The organism is Pararhizobium qamdonense (genome assembly GCF_029277445.1).
Lineage (GTDB): Bacteria > Pseudomonadota > Alphaproteobacteria > Rhizobiales > Rhizobiaceae > Pararhizobium > Pararhizobium qamdonense.
The window spans coordinates 228481-248744 of the sequence record NZ_CP119566.1 but is presented as its reverse complement, the minus strand read 5'-3'; the positions used below and the strand labels follow the sequence as shown (position 1 = coordinate 248744).

Sequence of the window (20264 nt, the reverse complement as noted above, 5' to 3'; positions counted from 1 at the left end):
TATTGTTAAAAATAGCAGGGATAGGCCGCCTCGATGTCTGCCGCAAATGATCAGGACAGGCGCGAGCGGAGCAGATGATAGTAGCCGGCAAGGTGGGGAATCGCATGTTCCAGGTGGGCAAAAGCTTCGTCGCCGCTGTTCAAACGGCCGGCATATTTGGCCGAAATCAGCTGCCGGTGGCTTTCTAGTGGCCCAGCCTCGGTCGCTGGAAGCACGGTGAAGACAGGCGATAAGGCGGTGCGGCCCTTGACGGTGATGCTGTCGAGTTCGGCGATGGTGAAATCCGCAGCGCTCAGTGCCGCCGTCTGTTCGCCCAGAAGAAGCGGCACGCCGTAATTCTTTGATTCTCCTTCCAGCCGTGAGGCAAGATTGACGGCGTCGCCAAGCACGGAATAGTCGAACCGGCGCGCAGATCCCATATTGCCGACCACGCAGTCGCCGGTATTGATGCCAATGCCGATCTTCAATACGCGTGCCTCGATACCCGCTTCCGCTGCCTCCCGTTGCAGCTCCGCGTTCAGATCGTCGATCGCATCGAGCATTTTGAGGGCCGCACTGACCGCGTGGCTTGCATGACGGGGGTCGTCGAGCGGTGCGTTCCAGAAGGCCATCAGGCAATCGCCGATATATTTGTCGATCGTGCCGCCACTTTCCAAAACGATATCGGATAGCGGCGTCAACAGCCGGTTGATCAGTGTGGTCAGCTGTTCGGGATCGTCCTTCAACGCCTCGGAAATGGTGGTGAAGCCGCGAATGTCGCAAAACAGGATGGTCAATGTCCGCCGTTCGCCGCCCAGCTTCAGCTGCGAGGGATCATCGGCCAGACGCGCGACCAGCGCCGGCGACAGGTAGCGTGAAAATGCCCGGGTGATATCGCGGCGGCTGCGGCGCTCGGTGGCATAGTCGAGTGCCGTCTGCCCGGCGGCAACGAAAAAATAGGCAAGCGCCGGGCCGATCGGCGAGATGAAGACATGGCCAAGACGCAACAGCGCCGTGCTTGCGGCGGCAAAGAGGGCAAGCACGGCAAGACTGACAAGGGCTGCCGGCCACCCCGTTGCGCGGAAAACCACCGCTCCAGCCAGCAAGGCGCCGAGTGCAATGGCGGCAACCAGCGCTGGCTGACCCGCCTTGGTGATGAACAGCCCATGGGTGATATTGTCAAAGATCGTCGCCTGGATTTCCACGCCCGCCACCAGACGGTTGGATTTCACGGTAAACGGCGTGGCAAATGAATCGGCACCGCCGGCCTTGAGCGTCGGTGCGTTCTGCAGGCTGAGACCGACAATGACGACGCGGTCGCGGAAAAAGCCGTCCGGCAGGAATTGGCCGGGATCGAGCGCCTGATAATAGGACACCGTCGGATAGGTTCGCGCCGGACCGAAGACCTGCAGGAGGGCGGCATTGGGTACCGGCTGTTTCGGCCGGCCGGAAATTCCGGCGAGCTCAGCGGCAAAACCATCGGCATAGCCAGGCACCTGCCGCAAAGTGCCGTCGCCACTGAGCTGAACCGAGGCAATTCCTGTTCTCGCACCGCGCGCGATAAATTCCGCCAACGGTTCTGTGCGCACATATTGGTCCGCCTGTGGCGTCTCGATCAGCGTCTCGTCGCCGGCGAGGATGACGTCGGGACCCAGCACATCTGCAAGGATAATATCGTTTTCCGGCGCTGCGGAAGGCTCCGCAAAGATGACGTCGATGCCGATGGCTTTTGCCCCGGCGGTGCGCAGCGCCTCGATCAATCGGGCATGCAGCGCGCGCGGCCATGGCCATTGACTGCCGATCTCGGCCATCGAGGGCTCGTCGATCGCGACAATGACCGGGCCGTCTTCGGGAAGCGGGGGCGGGGATAGGGTGGAGAGGTAGTCGAAGCTGCGCAGTTCGGCGAGTAGGAAAGGGGATGTGAAGGAGGCAAGCGCGAGGGCTGAGATGACCAATGCGATGAGCGCGGCAAGGCCCAGTCGGCGGCGCCGGATGCGGCGGGCGGGCGTACTGGCCGGGGTACGGTTTTCAGCCGGAAGACGCTTTTTCGCCGGTTTGCTCATCAAAAACGCACTTTGATCGAGCCCTTGAAGGAACGGCCCCAGCCCGGCGTGAAGGGAGCCACGTCAAAATCCTCATCCAGCAGATTGTAGGCTGCCAGCTGTACCTCGAAGCGCTTGTCGAAGGGCTCCCAGGTCAGATTGCCATCGACGGTCCAGTAGCCATCCAGCTTGGTCTTCAACCCGGTATCGCGTTGTCCCACGTAGTTTGCAGCGAGCATCACTTTGATATTGGCCGGATTGACCCAGGTGATTGCCACCTGCCCGGATGTTTCTGGAATGAAGGGCAGGTTGTCGCCGAAGGTGCGGCTCTGTGGATCGTCGTCCTCAGAGCTTGTCCGGGCAATCGTACCCGACAGTCCAAAGCCGTGGCCCAGAGCAAGGTTTGCGGTCAGGCTCGCCCGATCGACATGGCCCTCGTTCGTCTGAAACGTTTCCAGCGGGGAGCCTGAAAGAAAGGGAAGAAAGGATGTCTGCGGGAAGGCAATGGCGACTTTTTGCAGGTCCTGATGCTGAAAATCGACGGCGGTGAAAAAGCGATCGGACCATTCGGCATCCCAGCGAAAGGCAAAGGTATCGGCGCGGCCGTTGATCCCGATCCCGTAAGCGTTCGGCTGTATCCCGGCAACGCCGATCGGCGACAAGGTCGGCGTGCTGAAATCGTAGCTGTTGCGCATGAAGGCAGCACGCAGCCAATGTCCCTCTATTGGCGTCCAGGCCAGTCCCGCGCGTGGTTCCAGGCGGTGGACGTCAAGTTTGTCACCATCGATATAGGTGCCGAAAACAGCATATTCCGCTCGCAGCCTGTCGTTGATATCGTGCAAGACATCGACATAGGCTTTCGCAACATCATAACGGCCCTCCAGCGGATCAGACAGCGGAATGCCATTGATCTCCTGGCGGGAATAGGCATCGACCCAGCCGCCTTCCAGGCCATAACGCCAGGTGATGTTGTCATAGCCGATACTGTGGTTGATCGCCCCGATATAGGTTTTCTGCTTGCTCGTCTCGGTAGGAGACAGGTCGATCACGCCATCCCTGGCGATGTACCCGGTATCTGCCTGCTCGTCGGAATAAAACAGCGCCGCATTGATGATATTGCGATGTTCGATCGTATGGCTCCAGCCGATCCCTGCCGCCGTTGTTTTTGATCCGTCGTCGCGGTCGATGAAAAACGGTGTCGAGGTTTGGGGCAGCAGTGCCATGTTCTGCAAAAAACCGGTCGTCAGATGATTGACATAGAGCAAGACGCGATCGTCCGGCGTCGGCGTCGCGGTGATGTAACCATTGGCCGAGACGACCTTGGCATCGCCATTGTAATTTCCGAAAGCATCGGCAAAGCGGCCGGAGAACGGCGTCGTCTCCCATTGCGCGTTGATGTTGTAGCTGACCGGAAAGAGTGAGTTGGCGTAGCCTTGAACCTGTCCTTCCGCCAGCCAGTCGGTATCGCCGCCGCTGGTGTTGAAGCCGGTGCCTAGCGAGGCCTCGATGAAGGGCGATCGTACCAGGCTCACCTTGCGCTCGCTGCTAGCGAGCATATGCGGATCGAGCATCAATCCCTGTATGAACGAGGAATAGCTTCTGCCGTTTTGCACGTAGTCCGTCGTGTTGCCGCCATAGGCATAGGTGGTAGCGAAGGGATTGACGCTGCCGTGTACGAACTGGTCGAGATAGGAGGTGCCGGAAAAGGGATCAAAGACCACATCGCCGTAATATTGCCCCCAGGCATCGAGCCCCTGCAGGCGGAACGCATCATTCAGGACGGAGCCTGCACTCTGGTTGGCGCTGAAGGATTTGTAATCACCGCCCCGGGCGCGGCCCAATCTCAAAAACTCCTGCGCATTCTTGATGGCCCCGTCCGCATCATAGTCGTCGATCGCGATCGATGTCCGTGCGGACGCAATGACCGGGTCGTTCGGATCCAGGCGCTCGGCATTGTCGAGTGCCTGTGCCGCCGGTATCCGGTCGCCCTTTTCATAATGCGCTGCTGCCAGCAGAAGCTGCGCCTGGGAATAGCCGGGATTGGCGGTCGAGCCGGCCAGCAGGTCCTCGACGGCCTTGTCCATTTCGCCGCGCTGCAGATAGTACTGGCCGCGGGCAATGAGCGCGATGTCGAAGGATGGATCGACCCGCAAGGCCTCATCGATCTCCCGCTTGGCTTCCGCCATGCGCATCTCGATCAGATATTGGATGGCGAGATTGGCATGGCCGACAGGATCGAGCGGATCGAGTTCGATGGCTTTCTTGAAGGCAGCCTCTGCCTCGCGATTGGCATCCCGGTCCCCCTCGGCAAGGCCGATCAGATTCCAGATACTGCTCGACCCCGGTGCCGTTTTCAGTGCGCGATCGAGATCCTCGAGCGCTCCCTGCCGGTCTTTCAGAATATAGAGCTTGTAGCTCGCGCGCGCTTCCAGCCCGGTCGGATCGTCGGGATCGATCGCCAGAGCCTGCTCAAATCCATCGACAACCTCTTGTTCGTCGGCCAGCAAAATACCGATCAGTGAGCGAAATCCCGGCAAGGTGGGGTCGCCGGGCGTTGCCCGCTGGCTTTGCTTGATCAAGGCCAGCGCCGTCGGGATGTCCTGGCGAAAACCGGCAGTCCAGGCCTTTGCCATGGCGGCATAGCTGCTGTTTGCCACCACCGGTGGATTTTCGGCATGGTTGGGATCGGCAAGAGACCGGGCGAAATAGCCGCCATAGGCAGCGATGGCGCCGCGCTTGGCATCAAGACCGGGTCTGGCCCTTTCAAACAGTTTGGCGGCATCCGCGTAGCGGTTTTCCGATCCGGCAATCAAGGCGTCGATGAGGTCGGCGCGCGCAGACCTTGAGCCCTGCAGGCCTTTCGCCCGAGCTTCGCCAAGTGCGGCCAGCGCTTTTTCCTTGCCATTCAGCGCCAGATAAATCTCCGACAGGCTCAGCCAGTCTTCGGCGGAACGGCGGCTCGCCTCTTCCGCCTCGATGCGGCTCCGCTCCTTGCGCATCTGCGGCACGATTAACGGCGTGGCTGGCATCCACTGGAAGGCGCTCCTCAGCGACAGGTTGAACAGCATCTGTTCCCTGTCCTTCGGCTTGGCGATGATGATCTTCGAGGGCGCCTGGCCGATCGCAGCCACCGCCGCTTCGCCCTGGGCGACACGAACGCTTCCCTGAGCATTGCTGAGTTCGACCAGGCCTTCCAGCACGATCAGCGACGTCTTGCCGTCGGCGCCGACGGTCATGGTCCAGTCCGTGCCACGGATGGCCGCCGCTGCGGCCGGCGTGTCGATCACGACACCGCTTCCGCCGCGCTCGGCACGGGCCCAGATGGTGCCCGATTGCAGCTCCAGCCCGGCATCGCCGCTGCCGCCCATCCGCTTGACCAACAGCGACGTGTTGCGGCCAAGCCGGACCTGGGTCCGGTCGGAAAAGAGAACGGCAAGCTGGCCGGTGGCATTGGTGCGCAGCACGTCGCCACTCAAAAGGTCCTGCTGCAGATCGACATAGCGCCAGCCGGAAATATCGACGAAGCGCACTTCCTCGCCGGATTTGCGGGCAATGACCGATCCGGCGGCGGGAGAAGGGCGCGGCAAAGGGTCGGCCTGCGCTGGCGTCGCGAGGCTGAGCGCTCCCAAGGCTATACCCATAGATGCATATTTCATGCAGTTTCCCCAAAATGCACGGATCATCACTGAATTTGAGCATTGCAAAAGTCAAGTGGAACGACGGCGATGTTTATTCTTTGAGTGGCAAATGTAGAAATAAAGAAACACATTGAAATACTAGAGGTTGTTCCCAGGGATACGCGGGAAGGATGGTTGCATCTGTGTAATCTGCAATGTGGGCATGTGAAATAGTCAAGCAGCCTTCGGCGCAACGCGTGGTGCCCATGACGGCCGCCGCCTTTCCAAGCCTTCGGCGCCCCAAAACCCCTATGGGATTTTTATATTTCTCTCATACGCCCCGTCTCGAACGCTAATGCGGTTCGGCAGCATAGTTGGCGTGGAATTCAGGTCCCGGATCATGTGTCATACAGGATCAAGCGGGGCCTCTTTCGCGTCGCAGCCCTGCTTGGAAGAGGAGGGAAAGATGAAATTCAACAAAAGGAGCCTGGATCGATGATGGATATTGTCTTGATCGGGATCGGCGTTTTGTTTTTCGTGCTGTCGTTTGCCTATACCCGGGCCTGCGACCGTCTCTAGTTCGAAGGATTACGAGAATGCTTGTCGATTATGTGCTCGGAGCCGGCGTGACCGTGTTTCTCCTCGCCTATCTGACCTACGCCCTCATTCGCCCTGAGCGCTTCTAACAACGCCAGGTTCGGAAAGTTATTGCCATGACACTCAACGGATGGATCCAGATCCTCATCTTCTGCGGGATCGTCATTTTACTCGTCAAGCCGCTCGGCGCCTATATGACGCGCGTTTTCGGCGGTGAGCGCACCCTGCTGTCGCCGCTTCTTGTGCCGGTCGAGCGCGGCCTCTACCGGCTGTCGGGCACCAGCGAGAAGGAAGAGCAGCATTGGACGAGCTATGTCTTCGCCATGCTCCTCTTTAATCTCGCAGGCTTTGTCATTCTCTATGCGCTGCAGCGGTTTCAGGGCGTCCTGCCGTTCAATCCCGCCGGGATGACGGCTGTCGGACCCGAGCTTTCGTTCAACACGGCCACCAGCTTCGTCGCCAACACCAACTGGCAGAACTATGGTGGCGAAAGCACCATGTCCTATCTCGTGCAGATGGCCGGTCTGACGGTGCAGAATTTTGCGTCCGCCGCAACCGGCATGGCCATCGCCGTAGCGCTCATTCGCGGTTTCGCGCGCGCATCGGGCAAGTCGATCGGCAATTTCTGGGTCGATATGACCCGTGCAACGCTCTATATCCTCCTGCCGCTCTGCATTCTCCTGACGATCGCCTATGTCTATCTCGGCGTGCCGCAGACACTCGGTGCCTATGTAACGGCAACCACCATCGAAGGTGCGCAGCAGACCATTGCGCTTGGCCCGGTCGCCTCGCAATTGGCGATCAAGATGCTCGGCACCAACGGTGGCGGGTTTTTCAATGCCAATTCCGCGCATCCGTTTGAAAATCCGGACGCGATCTCCAACCTCATCCAGATGGTGACGATCTTCGCTATCGGTGCCGGTTTCACCAACGTCTTCGGCCGCATGGTCGGCAACCAGCGCCAAGGCTGGGCGATCTTCGCCACGATGGGCGTGCTGTTCCTGGCCGGTGTGACAGTGACCTACTGGGCGGAAGCGGCAGGCAACCCGCTCGTCCATGCCGTCGGCCTCGACGGCGGCAATATGGAAGGCAAGGAAGTCCGCTTCGGCATTGTCCTGTCGTCATTGTTTGCCGTCGTCACGACCGCAGCCTCCTGCGGCGCCGTCAATGCCATGCACGGTTCCTTCACGGCTCTGGGCGGCCTCATCCCGCTGATCAACATGGAGCTGGGCGAAGTCATTGTCGGCGGCGTCGGTGCCGGTTTCTATGGCATCCTGATGTTCGTCATCCTGACGGTCTTCGTCGCCGGCTTGATGGTTGGCCGCACGCCGGAATATCTCGGCAAGAAGATTGAGGCCAAGGAAGTCAAGATGGCCGTTCTCGCCATCCTCATCCTGCCCGCCACCATGCTCGGCTTCACCGCCGTCGCCGTCCTCTTGCCCACCGGCGTCGCCTCGATCGGAAATCCCGGCCCGCACGGCTTTTCGGAAATCCTTTATGCCTATACGTCGGCTGCCGCCAACAACGGCTCGGCCTTCGGCGGCCTCACCGGCAATACGCCCTGGTACAATATCACGCTTGGTATCGCCATGCTGATGGGCCGGTTCCTGGTGATCATCCCAGCGCTTGCCATTGCCGGTTCGCTGGTGATGAAGAAGACGGTGCCGGCTTCGGTAGGAACGTTCCCGACCCATGGTCCGCTCTTTGTCGGCCTTCTGTGCGGCGTCATCCTGATCGTCGGCGGTCTCACCTTCTTCCCGGCGCTGGCGCTCGGACCGATCGTCGAGCACCTGGCGATGATCTCGGGCCAGACCTTTTAAGGTGCCGCCATGAACCGCTTGTTCCAGCAGAAGTTCAAAAGGCTCCTCAATCCTCGTGACGGTGATCCGCCGCGAGCAGCCGCCCCACAGGCAACCAGCATCATCATCGCCTTCATGCTGGTCCTCTTGGTGATCGGCGGTCTTGCCCACGCTTTTACCGAATTGTTCCACGGCTGACGCGGTCGCCGTGATGTCACACACAATAGAAACTGGAGTTCTCTGATGAGCCAGTCCAAATCTGCGAGCCTGATGGACTCTCGCATCCTCATTCCGGCGATCGGTTCGGCTTTCGTCAAGCTTGATCCGCGCACGCTGGCCCGCAACCCGGTCATGTTCGTCGTTGCCGTCGTCTCGACGCTGACCACCGTCCTCTTCCTTCGCGATCTCGCGACCGGCGGCGAGGGCCTCGGCTTTTCGCTGCAGCTCAATATCTGGCTGTGGTTCACGGTGCTCTTTGCCAATTTCGCCGAAGCCGTCGCCGAAGGCCGGGGCAAGGCACAGGCGGAATCGCTGCGCAAGACCCGCACCGAAACCCAGGCCAAGCTTTTGACCGGATCCGATCTGAAAAGCTTCAAGATGGTCTCCGGTACAAGCCTCAAGGTCGGCGATGTCGTCCTTGTCGAAGCCGGCGATATCATTCCCTCCGATGGCGAAGTCATCGAAGGGGTCGCCTCCGTCAACGAGGCGGCGATCACCGGCGAATCCGCGCCCGTCATCCGCGAATCCGGCGGCGACCGCTCGGCCGTCACCGGCGGCACGCAGGTCCTGTCCGACTGGATCCGGGTGCGCATCAGTGCGGCTGCCGGCTCCACCTTCATCGACCGCATGATTGCGCTGGTCGAGGGTGCCGAACGCCAGAAGACGCCGAACGAGATCGCGCTCAATATTCTCCTTGCCGGCATGACCCTGATCTTCGTTCTGGCCGTGGTGACGATCCCAAGCTTTGCCACCTATGCCGGCGGCTCCATTCCGGTGATCGTGCTTGTCGCCCTGTTCGTGACCCTGATCCCGACGACGATCGGTGCGCTCCTCTCGGCCATCGGTATTGCCGGCATGGACCGTCTGGTGCGGTTCAACGTTCTCGCCATGTCCGGCCGTGCCGTCGAGGCCGCCGGCGACATCGATACGCTGCTGCTCGACAAGACTGGTACGATCACGCTCGGCAACCGCCAGGCCACAGAACTTCGCCCGGTCTCAGGCGTGTCGCAGCAGGATCTCGCCGATGCCGCACAGCTGGCGTCGCTGGCCGACGAAACGCCGGAAGGCCGCTCCATCGTCGTGCTCGCCAAGGAGAAATACGGCATTCGTGCCCGTGATATGGCGCAGCTGCATGCGACCTTCGTGCCCTTTACCGCGCAGAGCCGCATGAGTGGTGTCGATATCGAGGGGTCGTCGATCCGCAAGGGCGCCGTCGATGCGGTCCTGAGTTATGTCAGCAGTCTGAACGCTGCGGGACGCCCCGAGACCGTCCGCGAAATCCAGGCGATCGCCGACGAGATCGCCAAATCCGGCGGCACGCCGCTGGCCGTTGCGCGCGACGGCCGCCTGATGGGCGTCGTCCACCTGAAGGATATCGTCAAGGGCGGTATCCGCGAGCGCTTCGCCGAACTGCGCCGCATGGGCATCCGCACGGTGATGATCACCGGCGACAACCCGATGACGGCAGCGGCGATTGCGGCCGAAGCCGGCGTCGATGATTTCCTTGCCCAGGCAACGCCGGAAAACAAGCTGTCGCTGATCCGCGAAGAACAGGCCAAGGGCAAGCTTGTCGCCATGTGCGGCGACGGCACGAATGACGCGCCGGCGCTCGCCCAGGCCGATGTCGGTGTTGCCATGAACACCGGTACGGTCGCCGCCCGCGAAGCCGGCAACATGGTCGATCTGGATTCGGACCCGACCAAGCTGATCGAGATCGTCGAGATCGGCAAGCAGCTGCTGATGACCCGGGGCGCGCTGACGACGTTTTCGATCGCCAATGACATCGCCAAGTATTTTGCCATCATCCCGGCCATGTTCCTCGCCTTCTATCCGCAACTCTCGGCGCTGAACATCATGGGCCTTGCCTCGCCGCAAAGCGCCATCCTAGCGGCGATCATCTTTAACGCGCTTGTCATCGTCGCGCTGATCCCGCTGTCGCTGAAGGGCGTTAAATACCGTGCCGTCGGTGCCGGTGCGCTGCTGTCGCGCAATCTGCTCATCTATGGCCTCGGCGGCGTCATCGTGCCGTTCATCGGCATCAAGGCCATCGATATGGCCATCACCGCCCTTGGTCTTGTTTAAAGGAATAGTCCCATGCTGAAACAATTGCGGCCCGCTTTGGTCATGATCGTTGCCATCACCATCATCACCGGCCTTGCCTATCCACTCGGCATGACCGGCATCGCCCAGGCCCTGTTCCCGCATCAGGCGGGTGGCAGCCTCATTGAAAAGGACGGGACCGTTATCGGCTCCGCCCTGATCGGTCAGGCCTTTACCGGCGACACCTATTTCCATGGCCGCCCCTCGGCTGCCGGTGACGGCTATAACGCCGCTTCCTCCAGCGGCTCCAATCTCGGCCCGACCAACCCGAAGCTGCTCGACCGGATCAAGGCCGAAGCGGACGCATTGAAGGCCGCCAATCCCGGCGCTGCCGTGCCGATGGATCTGGTTACCGCCTCCGGCAGCGGCCTTGATCCGCACATCACGCCGGAAGCCGCCTATTTCCAGGTGCCGCGCGTTGCAAAGGCGCGTGGCCTGGATGAGGCCAAGGTCCGTGCGCTGGTCGATCAGGCCGTCGAGGCCCGCGAGCTTGGTATACTCGGCGAGCCGGCGGTCAATGTCTTGGCGCTGAACATGGCGCTTGATAAAGCTGTCTAGCCAAATTTGCTGCCTGGCAGCGCCCTGCAATGCAGAGCTGCTGCGGACGAATCTGATTGACGGCACAGGTCCCAAATCCTCTGGGCTTTTGGGGCCTGTGCGCTATGGTCGAAAGCGGCATTCTGCCGCTTTTCGGCATTGATGAGGAAAGACAAGCGCGCATGCGGGACGATGTCCGCGATATGGCTGGAAGACCGTCTCCCGATGCCCTGTTACAGCGGGCGCAGCAGGAAACGCGCGGCCGCCTTAAAATCTTTCTGGGTGCCGCACCCGGCGTCGGCAAGACCTATGAAATGCTCACATCCGGCCATGCCAAGCAGGCAGATGGCGTCGATGTGGTCATTGGCGTTGTCGAAACGCATGGCCGCAAGGAAACGCAGGCGCTGGCGGATGGGTTCGAGGTCATCGCCCGCACGACGATCGACTACAAGGGCCGCCATCTCGAGGAAATGGATATTGATGCCATTCTCGCCCGCCGCCCCGGCCTCGTTCTCGTCGATGAGCTGGCCCACACCAATGCGCCCGGTAGCCGGCATCCGAAACGCTACATGGACGTGCAGGAGCTTTTGGCGCGCGGCATTGACGTCTATTCGACGCTCAACATCCAGCATGTCGAAAGCCTGAACGACGTCGTCGCCCAGATCACCCGTATCCGCGTGCGCGAAACCGTTCCAGATTCGATCATCGACCGGGCCGATGATATCGAGATCATCGATCTGACGCCGGAAGACCTCATCAAGCGGTTGCATGACGGCAAGGTCTATATCCCGAAGACAGCGCAGCGGGCGCTGGAAAACTATTTTTCGCCGGGAAACCTGACGGCCCTGCGCGAACTGGCGCTGCGCCAGACCGCGCAGCGGGTGGACGAGCAGCTTTTGACGCATATGCAGGCGCATGCGATTTCAGGTCCCTGGGCCGCCGGCGACCGGGTGCTGGTCTGCGTCGATGACGCGCCGCGCAGCGCATCGCTGGTGCGTTATGCCGCCCGTCTTGCGGACCGCCTGCGCGCGCCGTTGGTGGCGCTGCATGTGGAAACGGCGCGCTCGATCCATTTGTCGGAGACCGCACGCGACCGCATCGCCGCCACGCTGCGGCTGGCCGAGCGGCTGGGCGCCGAAGCGCTGACGCGGCCGGGCTCGGACGAGGCCGAGGAGATCGTCCGCTTCGCCGCGTCCAGCAATGTCACCCATATCATTGCCGGTACGCCGAAAACCTCCGGCTGGCGTGAATGGCTGCACGGCTCGGTGACCACTCGTCTGATCCGGCGTGCGGGCAATATCAGCGTCCATGTCATTGCCGGTGACGACCGCGAGGGCGAATCTGTTGCAACCGGCGTCAAGACGGCGCCTGCACCGGCCCAATTCAAGTTCCGGCCCTACAGCCTGGCAACGTTTTACGTCGGCTGCGCCCTCGGCGTCGGTTTCCTGCTCGACCAGTCTCTCGACGTGCGCAACATCGCGCTGGTGTTCCTGATGGCCGTTTTGACCACAGCCGTGACGGAAGGGCTGAAACCCGCCCTTTATGCCAGCGTCGTCAGTGCCGTGTGCCTCAATTTCTTCTTCCTGCAGCCGCTCTATACATTGGATATCAGCGATCCCGACAGCGTCGTCGCGTTTATTCTGTTCTTCATCGTGGCGATCATCGCCAGCAACCTGACGGCCAGCGTCCAACGGCAGGCCGCCGCCGCCCGGCTGCGGGCGCGCACCACCGAAGACCTCTATCTGTTCAGCAAGAAGCTCGCAGGCACCGGCACGCTGGACGACGTGCTTTGGGCAACGGCCTTCCAGCTTGCGTCCATGCTGAAAGTACGGGTCGTTCTGCTCCTGCCGGAGGATGGCACGATCGCGGTCAAAGCCGGCTATCCGCCGGACGATACGCTCGACGACGCCGATATTGCCGCTGCCCGCTGGGCCTGGGAGCACAATCGCGCCGCCGGCTGCGGTGCCGATACGCTGCCGGGCGCCAAACGCCTGTATGTGCCCTTGCGCACCGGCCGCGCCGCCGTCGGTGTCATCGGTCTCGACAATGACCGGCAGGGCCCGTTGCTCAGTCCGGAACAGCAGCGGCTGCTCGATGCGCTCGCCGATCAGGCCGCCCTTGCCATCGAGCGCGTGCAGCTGGTCGCCGATGTGGATAATGCGCGGCTGGTCGAGGAGGCCGGGCGTCTGCGCTCGGCGCTGCTGACCTCGATTTCGCACGACCTGAAGACGCCGCTTGCCGCCATCATGGGCGCTGCCGGCACCTTGCGCGATTATCAATCGGCTTTGCCGGAGGAAGACCGTGCCGAGCTTTTGACCACGGTGACGGACGAATCCGAGCGGCTGAACCGGTTCATTGCCAATCTGCTCGATATGACCCGGATCGAATCCGGCGCCATGGAGCCGAATGCGGCCTTCCATTATACCGGCGACATCGTCGGCAGCGCGCTGGCAAGGGCACGCAAGATCCTGGCTGCTCATCACGTCGATGTCGATGTTCCCGCCGATCTGCCGATGATCAGGGTCGATCCGGTTCTGTTCGAGCAGGTGCTGTTCAACCTGCTCGACAATGCCGCCAAATATGCACCGGAAGGCTCGACCGTTGGCGTTCGCGCGGAAAGCAGCGGAGAGCGTATCCTGATCCGGATTTCCGACGAGGGGCCGGGTATTCCGCAGGGTGATCTGGAACGGGTCTTCGATACGTTCTACAGGGTGCGCAAGGGTGATCACGTGCGGGCCGGAACGGGGCTTGGTCTTTCCATCTGCCGGGGTTTCGTCGAGGCATTGGGAGGAACCATCGTTGCAGAAAATCGCATCGGCCACTCCGGTGCTGTCTTCACCATCAGCCTGCCGCTGCTCACGGATGCCCCCAACCTCAAGGACATGAAATGACGGTGTCAGCGGTGAAAATCCTAGTTGTCGATGATGAGCCGCCGATCCGCCGGCTGCTGCGCGTCGGTCTGGCAACGCAGGATTATGCCGTCAGCGAGGCCGGCAACGGCAAGGCGGCACGCGAAAGCGTCAAGGCCGACCTGCCCGATTTGATCCTGCTCGATCTCGGCCTGCCGGATATGGCCGGCCATGATCTGCTGCGCGGCTGGCGCGAGGAGGGCCTGACGCTGCCGATCGTCATCCTGTCGAGCCGGACCGACGAGGCTGGGATCGTGACGGCGCTGGAATTGGGCGCCGATGACTATGTGACGAAGCCCTTCGGCATGAACGAACTGGTAGCGCGCATCCGCGTCGCGCTTCGCCACCGCCTGCAGCAGCAGGGGGAAAGACCGCTGTTCCAAACGGGCGGCCTGTCGGTTGATCTTGTCAAGCGCATCGTCAAGGTCGATGGCCGCGAGGTCAAGTTGTCGCCGAAGGAATACGATATCCTGCGCATGCTGGTGCAGCATGCGGGCAAGGTGCTGACGCACAAGTTCCTGCTGAAAGAAGTCTGGGGCAATGCCGACGATGTGCAGTATCTGCGCGTCTATGTGCGCCAGCTGCGCCAGAAAATCGAGCTGACGCCGGACCAGCCGCAGTATATCACCACCGAAACCGGTGTCGGATACCGGCTGCGCGAAGCAGACCTTTAGCCGGCTTATCTTTAAGGACTGTTCCGGGTCAGCCAGTTGCGCAGAACGGTGATACCTTCGGGCATATGCAGGCGGCCAAAGCCGACGCGCAGGCAATTCTGCGGTACCGGTGTCAGCTCCGAATGATAGACGCTCGACGGCAGGAAAAACACGCCTGCCTCCTCCACCGCACGCCGTGCAAATTCCTCGACGCCTTCCGGCCCCTTGTAGCGGATGAACGCCACGCAACCGCCATCCGGCTCGCGCCAGTGGAACAGATGCGGGAAATCGTCGAAGAAGGCATTCCAGTCGGCAATGTTGGAGCGCACGATCGCTCGCGTGCGGGTCAGGATCGTGTCCCGGTTCTTCAGACCGATGCGAGCCAGAACCTCTGATGGAGCGGAATTGCAGATTGACAGGAAGTGCTTGTAACGCTCGCACCGCGTCAGGAATTTCTGATCCTTGCAGGCAAGCCAGCCGATGCGCAGGCCCGGCAGGCCATAGGCTTTCGACATGACATTGAGCGAAATCCCCCGCTCATAGGCATCGACAGCCTGCGGCAGGCGCAATGCCTCGTCCTTCTCGATCAGCCGGTAGACTTCATCGCTGAACAGCCAGATGCCATGCTTGCGGCAGATCTCGATGAGCGCATCGAATGTCGCGCGCGGCAGGATCTTGCCGGTCGGATTGTTGGGAAAGTTGATAGAGATCAGCTTTGTATTTGGCCGGATCGCGGCTTCGATCTTGCTGAGGTCTAGGTTCCAGTCATCGTCGATATCCAGCGCCACGCCCGTGACCGCACAGATGCTCAGCGGCAGAGTTTCGGCGGCCTGGTAATTGGGGGTGATGACGATAGCATGGTCATCGCCCGTCAAAAGCACCTTCATCGCCACATAGATCGCCTCTTCAGCGCCGGCAAAGCAGATCAGTTCGTCAGACTGGACGGTGTCGTAGGTCCGCGCAATTTCCTGCCGTAGCGCCGGGGCGCCAAATGTCTCGGTATAGCCAAGGCTGAGCGTCTCAAAATCTTCGCGGTCCTCGTCGCTCGCCATCGCCAGAAGGTCGGGAAGGCGCATGCTTTCGGCGTCCGAGGCCGTCATGTTGTATTTTGCCGTGAATTCCCATTTCGACATGAAGGTTTCGAGCACGAAATCGCGCATCGGCTTGTTCATTGCGGCTCTCCTTGCGGGGCGGCGTCCTGTTTCAGGCGGATCGCGCCAAGACGGTTGTAGATCGTGGCTCTCGACAGTTTCAAAATCTCGGCGACATAGGGAACGGCCTTGCGGATGGCAAAGACGCCGCGTGTTTCAAGAAGTGCCAACAGGCCGTCCACCTCGGAGCCGGTCAGCCCCGCAAGGCTCGTCCGGTGTTGTGTCAGAAATTCCCCGATCACCAAATTGACGGCCTCGCGCCAATCCTGCGCCATCAGCGCGGAAGTCTTCGGCAGCGGCGAGGCGATATCCATCATCGATTTCAGCTGGTGGAAGATGCCGACAAATACCTCGATATCATGGTTGATGCAGAGGAGGCCGACCGGCTTGCCTTCCCCATCGCGCAGTACGGAAGTGATGGCCTTCAGCCTGCGGCCATCCCAGTTGGATTTGCTGTAGGGGCCGATCACGTCTTCGTCGAGCGTCGATGCCAGTCCAGCCTCGTTGAGTGAGCTGTCTCCCGGCCGCCGCCGCGAAAAGGCATTGGCGATATGGAAGATCAAGCCGGTCTCAAGGTCGTGCAGAACCGCTTCCACATGCGGTGAAAACAGCGTGGCGATGGCATCGCAGACGGGAATGAAGGGCGTGAGCGGATGAGACATGACGCCTTATCCATTCGGATTGACAATTTGTCAATATTGACAAATTAAACAATCATCTTCCGAAGGCAGCTTTGGCGGAATTGAGCTGCCGTTGAAATCCCGGATCGCGCTGCGATAATTTCTTGTGCAGGTGAACCATCATGCCGGCGGCAAAAAGCGGTGTCAGAAGGTTGAGAAGCGGCACGGCCAGAAACGCCGCAAGCAAGAGCCCACTCAAGAAAACCGTGCCGGAATGCTTGGCGCGGAACAGCCGGGCGTCTGCGGGCGAGCGATAGCGCATCGCGGCAAATTCGAAGAATTCCCGCCCGAGCAGATAGCCGTTGACCAGAAAGAACGCGATCAGATTGACGCCGGGGATTAACAGCAGGAAAAGCGCAATGATGTTGCCGATGATGATGACGCCAAGGAATTTCAGCGTGCCGGAAATGGCCTCGCCCAGCGGCAGGGGACGTCCCGCAGGCTCCTGGGGATAGTCGCGTTTCTCGACCACTTCGGCGACGTCATCGAGGAAAAAGCCGGCAATCAGCGCGGTGACGGGCGCAAGAAGCAGCGCCAGACCCAAAGCAAGCCCCAGACTGGCGAAAATCGTGACGATGAATGTCAGCCAGCCGGCCCAATCAGGCGTTCCCGGCAGAAGCGCGTCCAGCCATGGCAAAGCGAGATAGATGAACAGCTCGCGCAGCGCAAACCATAGCCCGACCAGCGCGAGAAGGGTCAGACCCAGCACCTTCCAGAACACGGATCGCGTTTCCGGCGCGAAAAGATTGGCAAAGGAAAGCCGCGCCGCGTCGAGTATCATCCGGTATCTCCTTGCGCGCATGGTTGCCGCTGGATGCGCATGTAGGCGGGGGATGTGGGGTGGGCAAGGCCGTGGGAGCCGGAGGCTTTGAAAAGCCTGCGAAAATCATGTGCGGCGCCGCTGTTTGGACTGCCAAAACCGCCGCCGCGCCGTTATGGTGACGGTATCAAGCAGCTTTGGAGTGTCGGGACGATGGATGGAGTGGACGCAAACTTGTCGGTGGCGGGGCTTTCGGTGCTGCTACAGTCCGGCGCGCTCGATCCTGTGGAACTGGCAGAACGCTCGCTGGGAAAGATAGCCAGCTACGAAGATCAGGCTGTATTTACCGAAGTTCTTGGCGGGCGTGCCATTGCCGAGGCCAGGTCAGCCTCCGCGCGTATCCGGTCGGGACGATCGCTCGGCTTGCTGGATGGCATTCCCATCGCCTGGAAGGACCTGTTCGATACGAAAGGCGCTGTAACCACCGCAGGCTCGGCCGTTCTCGCCGGTCATCCGCCCGCAACCGCCGATGCCGACGTGGTCGCAGCGCTCGGGAGCGCCGGTATGGTCTGCCTTGGCCGCACCAATCTCAACGAATTCGCCTTTTCCGGCATCGGCATCAATCCGCATTACGGCACACCGCACAACCCTGCATCCCGCGATGTGCCGCGCATCCCCGGCGGCTCGTCGGCCGGATCCGGCGTCGCTGTGGCGGCCGGGCTGGTTCCGGTCGCGATCGGCACCGATACCGGCGGCTCGATCCGCATTCCCGCCGCCTTCAATGGCATTGTCGGCTTTAAGGCAACGCGCGGGCGCTATTCCATGCGCGGCGTCTTTCCGCTGGCCAAGAGCCTCGATTCGCTCGGGCCGCTTTGCCGCTCGGTCACGGATGCCATCTGGATCGATGCCGCGATGCGCGGGCGTACCGCACCCGATATTGGCCGGACCGAATTGGGCGGTCTGAAACTCGTCATTCCCGAAACCATCGTTTTCGACGATGCCGAGCCGGAAGTCGTAGCCGCATTCGAGGCTGCGGTATTACGGCTGGAAAAGGCCGGCGCCCGCGTCCGCCGCCGCGCCTTCCCGATTTTTGCCGAGATTTTCGAGATCGGCGCACGCCACGGCGCACTGGCCGCAGCTGAGGCGTTCGCGCTTCACAAGGCCCGGCTGGAGGGGCCGGAAGCGGCGCGCATGGATCAGCGCGTCGTCGCCCGCACCCAGCCGGGCGAAAAGATCACGGTGGCGGATTACATTGCCATCCTCGATGCGCGCCAGCGGCTGATCGCCGCCTTCAGCGACGCTCTGGAGCCCGGCGAGCTGCTTATCCATCCGACTGTGCCGCATGTAGCACCACCAATCGCGCCGCTGCTGGCCGATGACGAGCTGTTCTTCAAGATCAATGGCCGGACCCTGCGCAACACCTCGATCGGCAATTTCCTCGATGGATGCGGCGTCTCGATCCCCTGCGGCACCGGCGCGGCCGGCATGCCGGTCGGCTTGCTGATCTCCGGTCAGAGGCAGCAGGACGAGGCGCTGCTGTCGGCCGCCCTTTCGGCGGAAGCCGTCATTCGCGGTGATGCATGATCGTCTGCTTCGACATCGGCGGCTCGGCGATCAAGGGCGCCGTAGCGCATGCGCCGGACCAAATCCTGCCGCTCAAGCGCCGCGTCACACCGCTCGATGATTTCAACGCCTTCGTCGATACTCTGCGCGATGTCATCGCTGAAGCCGGCGAAGAGCCGGACCGCATTGCCATGTCGATCACCGGCGTCGTCGATCCGGAAACGCAGGCCATCAAATGCGCCAATATTCCCTGCATCGATGGGCGCAAGCTGGGTGCGGAGCTTTCCGAGCTGCTCGGCCTGCCGGTTCTGATTGCCAATGACGCCGATTGTTTTGCCCTGGCCGAGGCCGGTGCCGGCGCCGGGCGCGGTTACCGGATCGTGCTCGGTGCCATCCTCGGCACCGGGGTCGGCGGCGGCCTCGTGGTCGATGGCCGGCTCATCAATGCCGAGGGCGGTTTTGCCGGCGAATGGGGCCATGGGCCTGCAGTCGCTGCGATGGCCGGTACGCCCCCCGTCGCGATCCCGGTTTTTGACTGCGGCTGCGGACAGCGCGGCTGCGTCGATACGATCGGCGGCGCCCGTGGCATGGAGCGTCTGCACCTGACCCTGCATGGCAAGCGCCTGGAGAGCCACGAGATCACCACGCTCTGGCAAAACGGCGATGCGCAGGCGGCCCGCACCATCGATGTGCTGGTCGATCTCATCAGTTCGCCGCTGGCGCTGACGGTCAATATTACCGGTGCGACGATCGTGCCGATTGGTGGCGGTCTTTCCAATGTGACGCCGCTGATCGCCGCGATCGACACGGCCGTGCGTGCGCGGATTCTGCGGAAATTCGACCGGCCGCTCGTTGTTCCCGGCGAATGCCGTATCGAGCCCGGCCTGATTGGTGCCGCTATTCTTGGGTTAGCGGGAGAGGCAAGATGAGCCATATTCTTCTCGAAGTCTGCGTCGAGGATGCATCTGGCCTACAGGCCGCAATCGATGGCGGCGCCGACCGGATCGAGTTGTGCTCGGCTCTCTCTGTCGGTGGGCTCACGCCGTCGCCGGGCCTGATGGTGCTGGCGGGAAAGGCTGACATCCCGGTCTATGCGATGATCCGGCCACGGCCGGGAGACTTCGTTTTCGACGCCAGCGACATCGCTGTCATGCGCGTTGAAATCGATGCGGCCCGGGCAGCCGGTCTTGCCGGTGTCGTCCTCGGCGCAAACCGGCTGGACGGAGCCTTGGACAAAGAGGCGTTAAAAGAACTGGTGGATCACGCCCAGGGCCTGGGGCTGACCTTGCATCGCGCCTTCGATCTGGTGCCTGATTTCGCAGAAGCGGTCGAGACAGCGGTGGATCTCGGTTTCGAGCGTATCCTCACATCAGGCGGCGCAAAACGTGCTCCCGATGGTATCGATCATCTGGCTGCGATCATCAAACATGCCAGGGGCCGGATCTCGATCATGCCGGGCTCCGGCGTCACGCTGGAAACCGTCGGTGAACTTCTTGCGCATCTGGCGGTGACAGAAGTTCATTCGTCCTGTTCGCTGGAAAAGCCGGCTCGCGATGCAAGGCTGGTCTCGCTCGGCTTCGTGTCGCCCAGTGCCAGGCAAACGGATGTACAGATGGTGCAAGCATTGAAGGCGCGGCTGGTGGCCGCGCCTTGATGGC

Annotated in this window: 15 protein-coding genes; 10 read left to right on the top strand and 5 right to left on the bottom strand. The window is 61.5% G+C overall.

The annotated features are described in order from the left end of the window. Positions 1-50 precede the first annotated feature (50 nt). A complete protein-coding gene (locus PYR65_RS01270) occupies positions 51-2042 on the bottom strand; it encodes a CHASE2 domain-containing protein (RefSeq protein ID WP_276119592.1) in 1992 nt (663 codons plus the stop codon). Then, positions 2042-5677: a FecR domain-containing protein gene (locus PYR65_RS01265; protein ID WP_276119591.1), complete on the bottom strand. Its 3636-nt coding sequence runs from the start codon at positions 5675-5677 to the stop codon at positions 2042-2044. The genes PYR65_RS01270 and PYR65_RS01265 overlap by 1 nt, the downstream gene beginning before the upstream one ends. 557 nt (positions 5678-6234) lie before the next feature. Between PYR65_RS01265 and kdpF the strand changes: the two genes are divergently transcribed. The 7 genes from kdpF (at position 6235) to PYR65_RS01230 (ending at position 14473) form a co-directional block, all read left to right on the top strand. Further along, positions 6235-6324 carry a K(+)-transporting ATPase subunit F gene (gene kdpF / locus PYR65_RS01260; RefSeq protein WP_037103661.1) on the top strand — a complete coding sequence of 30 codons (90 nt, stop codon included), beginning with the start codon at positions 6235-6237 and terminating at the stop codon, positions 6322-6324. Between the two features lie 27 nt (positions 6325-6351). Then, a complete protein-coding gene (kdpA, locus tag PYR65_RS01255) occupies positions 6352-8055 on the top strand; it encodes a potassium-transporting ATPase subunit KdpA (protein ID WP_276119590.1) in 1704 nt (567 codons plus the stop codon). A 9-nt stretch (positions 8056-8064) separates the two neighbouring features. Then, positions 8065-8232, top strand: a complete 168-nt coding sequence (locus PYR65_RS01250) for a hypothetical protein (protein WP_162745093.1) — start codon at positions 8065-8067, stop codon at positions 8230-8232. 45 nt (positions 8233-8277) lie between these two features. Next, complete coding sequence (gene kdpB / locus PYR65_RS01245; protein ID WP_276119589.1) at positions 8278-10335, top strand: potassium-transporting ATPase subunit KdpB; 2058 nt, start codon at positions 8278-8280, stop codon at positions 10333-10335. Between the two features lie 12 nt (positions 10336-10347). Then, positions 10348-10911 (top strand): potassium-transporting ATPase subunit KdpC, encoded by a 564-nt coding sequence (gene kdpC / locus PYR65_RS01240; RefSeq protein WP_276119588.1) that lies wholly within the window; start codon positions 10348-10350, stop codon positions 10909-10911. Positions 10912-11072: 161 nt separating this feature from the next. Continuing rightward, positions 11073-13781: a sensor histidine kinase gene (locus tag PYR65_RS01235; protein WP_276119587.1), complete on the top strand. Its 2709-nt coding sequence runs from the start codon at positions 11073-11075 to the stop codon at positions 13779-13781. Then, a complete protein-coding gene (locus PYR65_RS01230) occupies positions 13778-14473 on the top strand; it encodes a response regulator transcription factor (protein WP_276119586.1) in 696 nt (231 codons plus the stop codon). The genes PYR65_RS01235 and PYR65_RS01230 overlap by 4 nt, the downstream gene beginning before the upstream one ends. A gap of 11 nt (positions 14474-14484) precedes the next feature. Here PYR65_RS01230 and PYR65_RS01225 read toward each other — a convergent pair whose 3' ends face one another. The 3 genes from PYR65_RS01225 to PYR65_RS01215 are packed head-to-tail and all read right to left on the bottom strand — an operon-like array spanning position 14485 to position 17064. Then, positions 14485-15624, bottom strand: a complete 1140-nt coding sequence (locus tag PYR65_RS01225; protein ID WP_276119585.1) for an aminotransferase class I/II-fold pyridoxal phosphate-dependent enzyme — start codon at positions 15622-15624, stop codon at positions 14485-14487. Further along, positions 15621-16265 carry a helix-turn-helix transcriptional regulator gene (locus PYR65_RS01220; protein WP_276119584.1) on the bottom strand — a complete coding sequence of 215 codons (645 nt, stop codon included), beginning with the start codon at positions 16263-16265 and terminating at the stop codon, positions 15621-15623. The genes PYR65_RS01225 and PYR65_RS01220 overlap by 4 nt, the downstream gene beginning before the upstream one ends. Before the next feature lie 52 nt (positions 16266-16317). Beyond that, positions 16318-17064 (bottom strand): sulfate transporter family protein, encoded by a 747-nt coding sequence (locus tag PYR65_RS01215; protein WP_276119583.1) that lies wholly within the window; start codon positions 17062-17064, stop codon positions 16318-16320. A gap of 192 nt (positions 17065-17256) precedes the next feature. Here PYR65_RS01215 and PYR65_RS01210 point away from each other — a divergent pair, with 192 nt between their 5' ends. The 3 genes from PYR65_RS01210 to PYR65_RS01200 are packed head-to-tail and all read left to right on the top strand — an operon-like array spanning position 17257 to position 20260. Then, complete coding sequence (locus PYR65_RS01210) at positions 17257-18627, top strand: amidase (RefSeq protein ID WP_276119582.1); 1371 nt, start codon at positions 17257-17259, stop codon at positions 18625-18627. Then, positions 18624-19535 (top strand): ROK family protein, encoded by a 912-nt coding sequence (locus PYR65_RS01205; protein WP_276119581.1) that lies wholly within the window; start codon positions 18624-18626, stop codon positions 19533-19535. Before PYR65_RS01210 ends, PYR65_RS01205 begins: the two co-directional genes overlap by 4 nt. After that, positions 19532-20260 (top strand): copper homeostasis protein CutC, encoded by a 729-nt coding sequence (locus tag PYR65_RS01200; protein ID WP_276119580.1) that lies wholly within the window; start codon positions 19532-19534, stop codon positions 20258-20260. Before PYR65_RS01205 ends, PYR65_RS01200 begins: the two co-directional genes overlap by 4 nt. Positions 20261-20264: the final 4 nt, after the last annotated feature.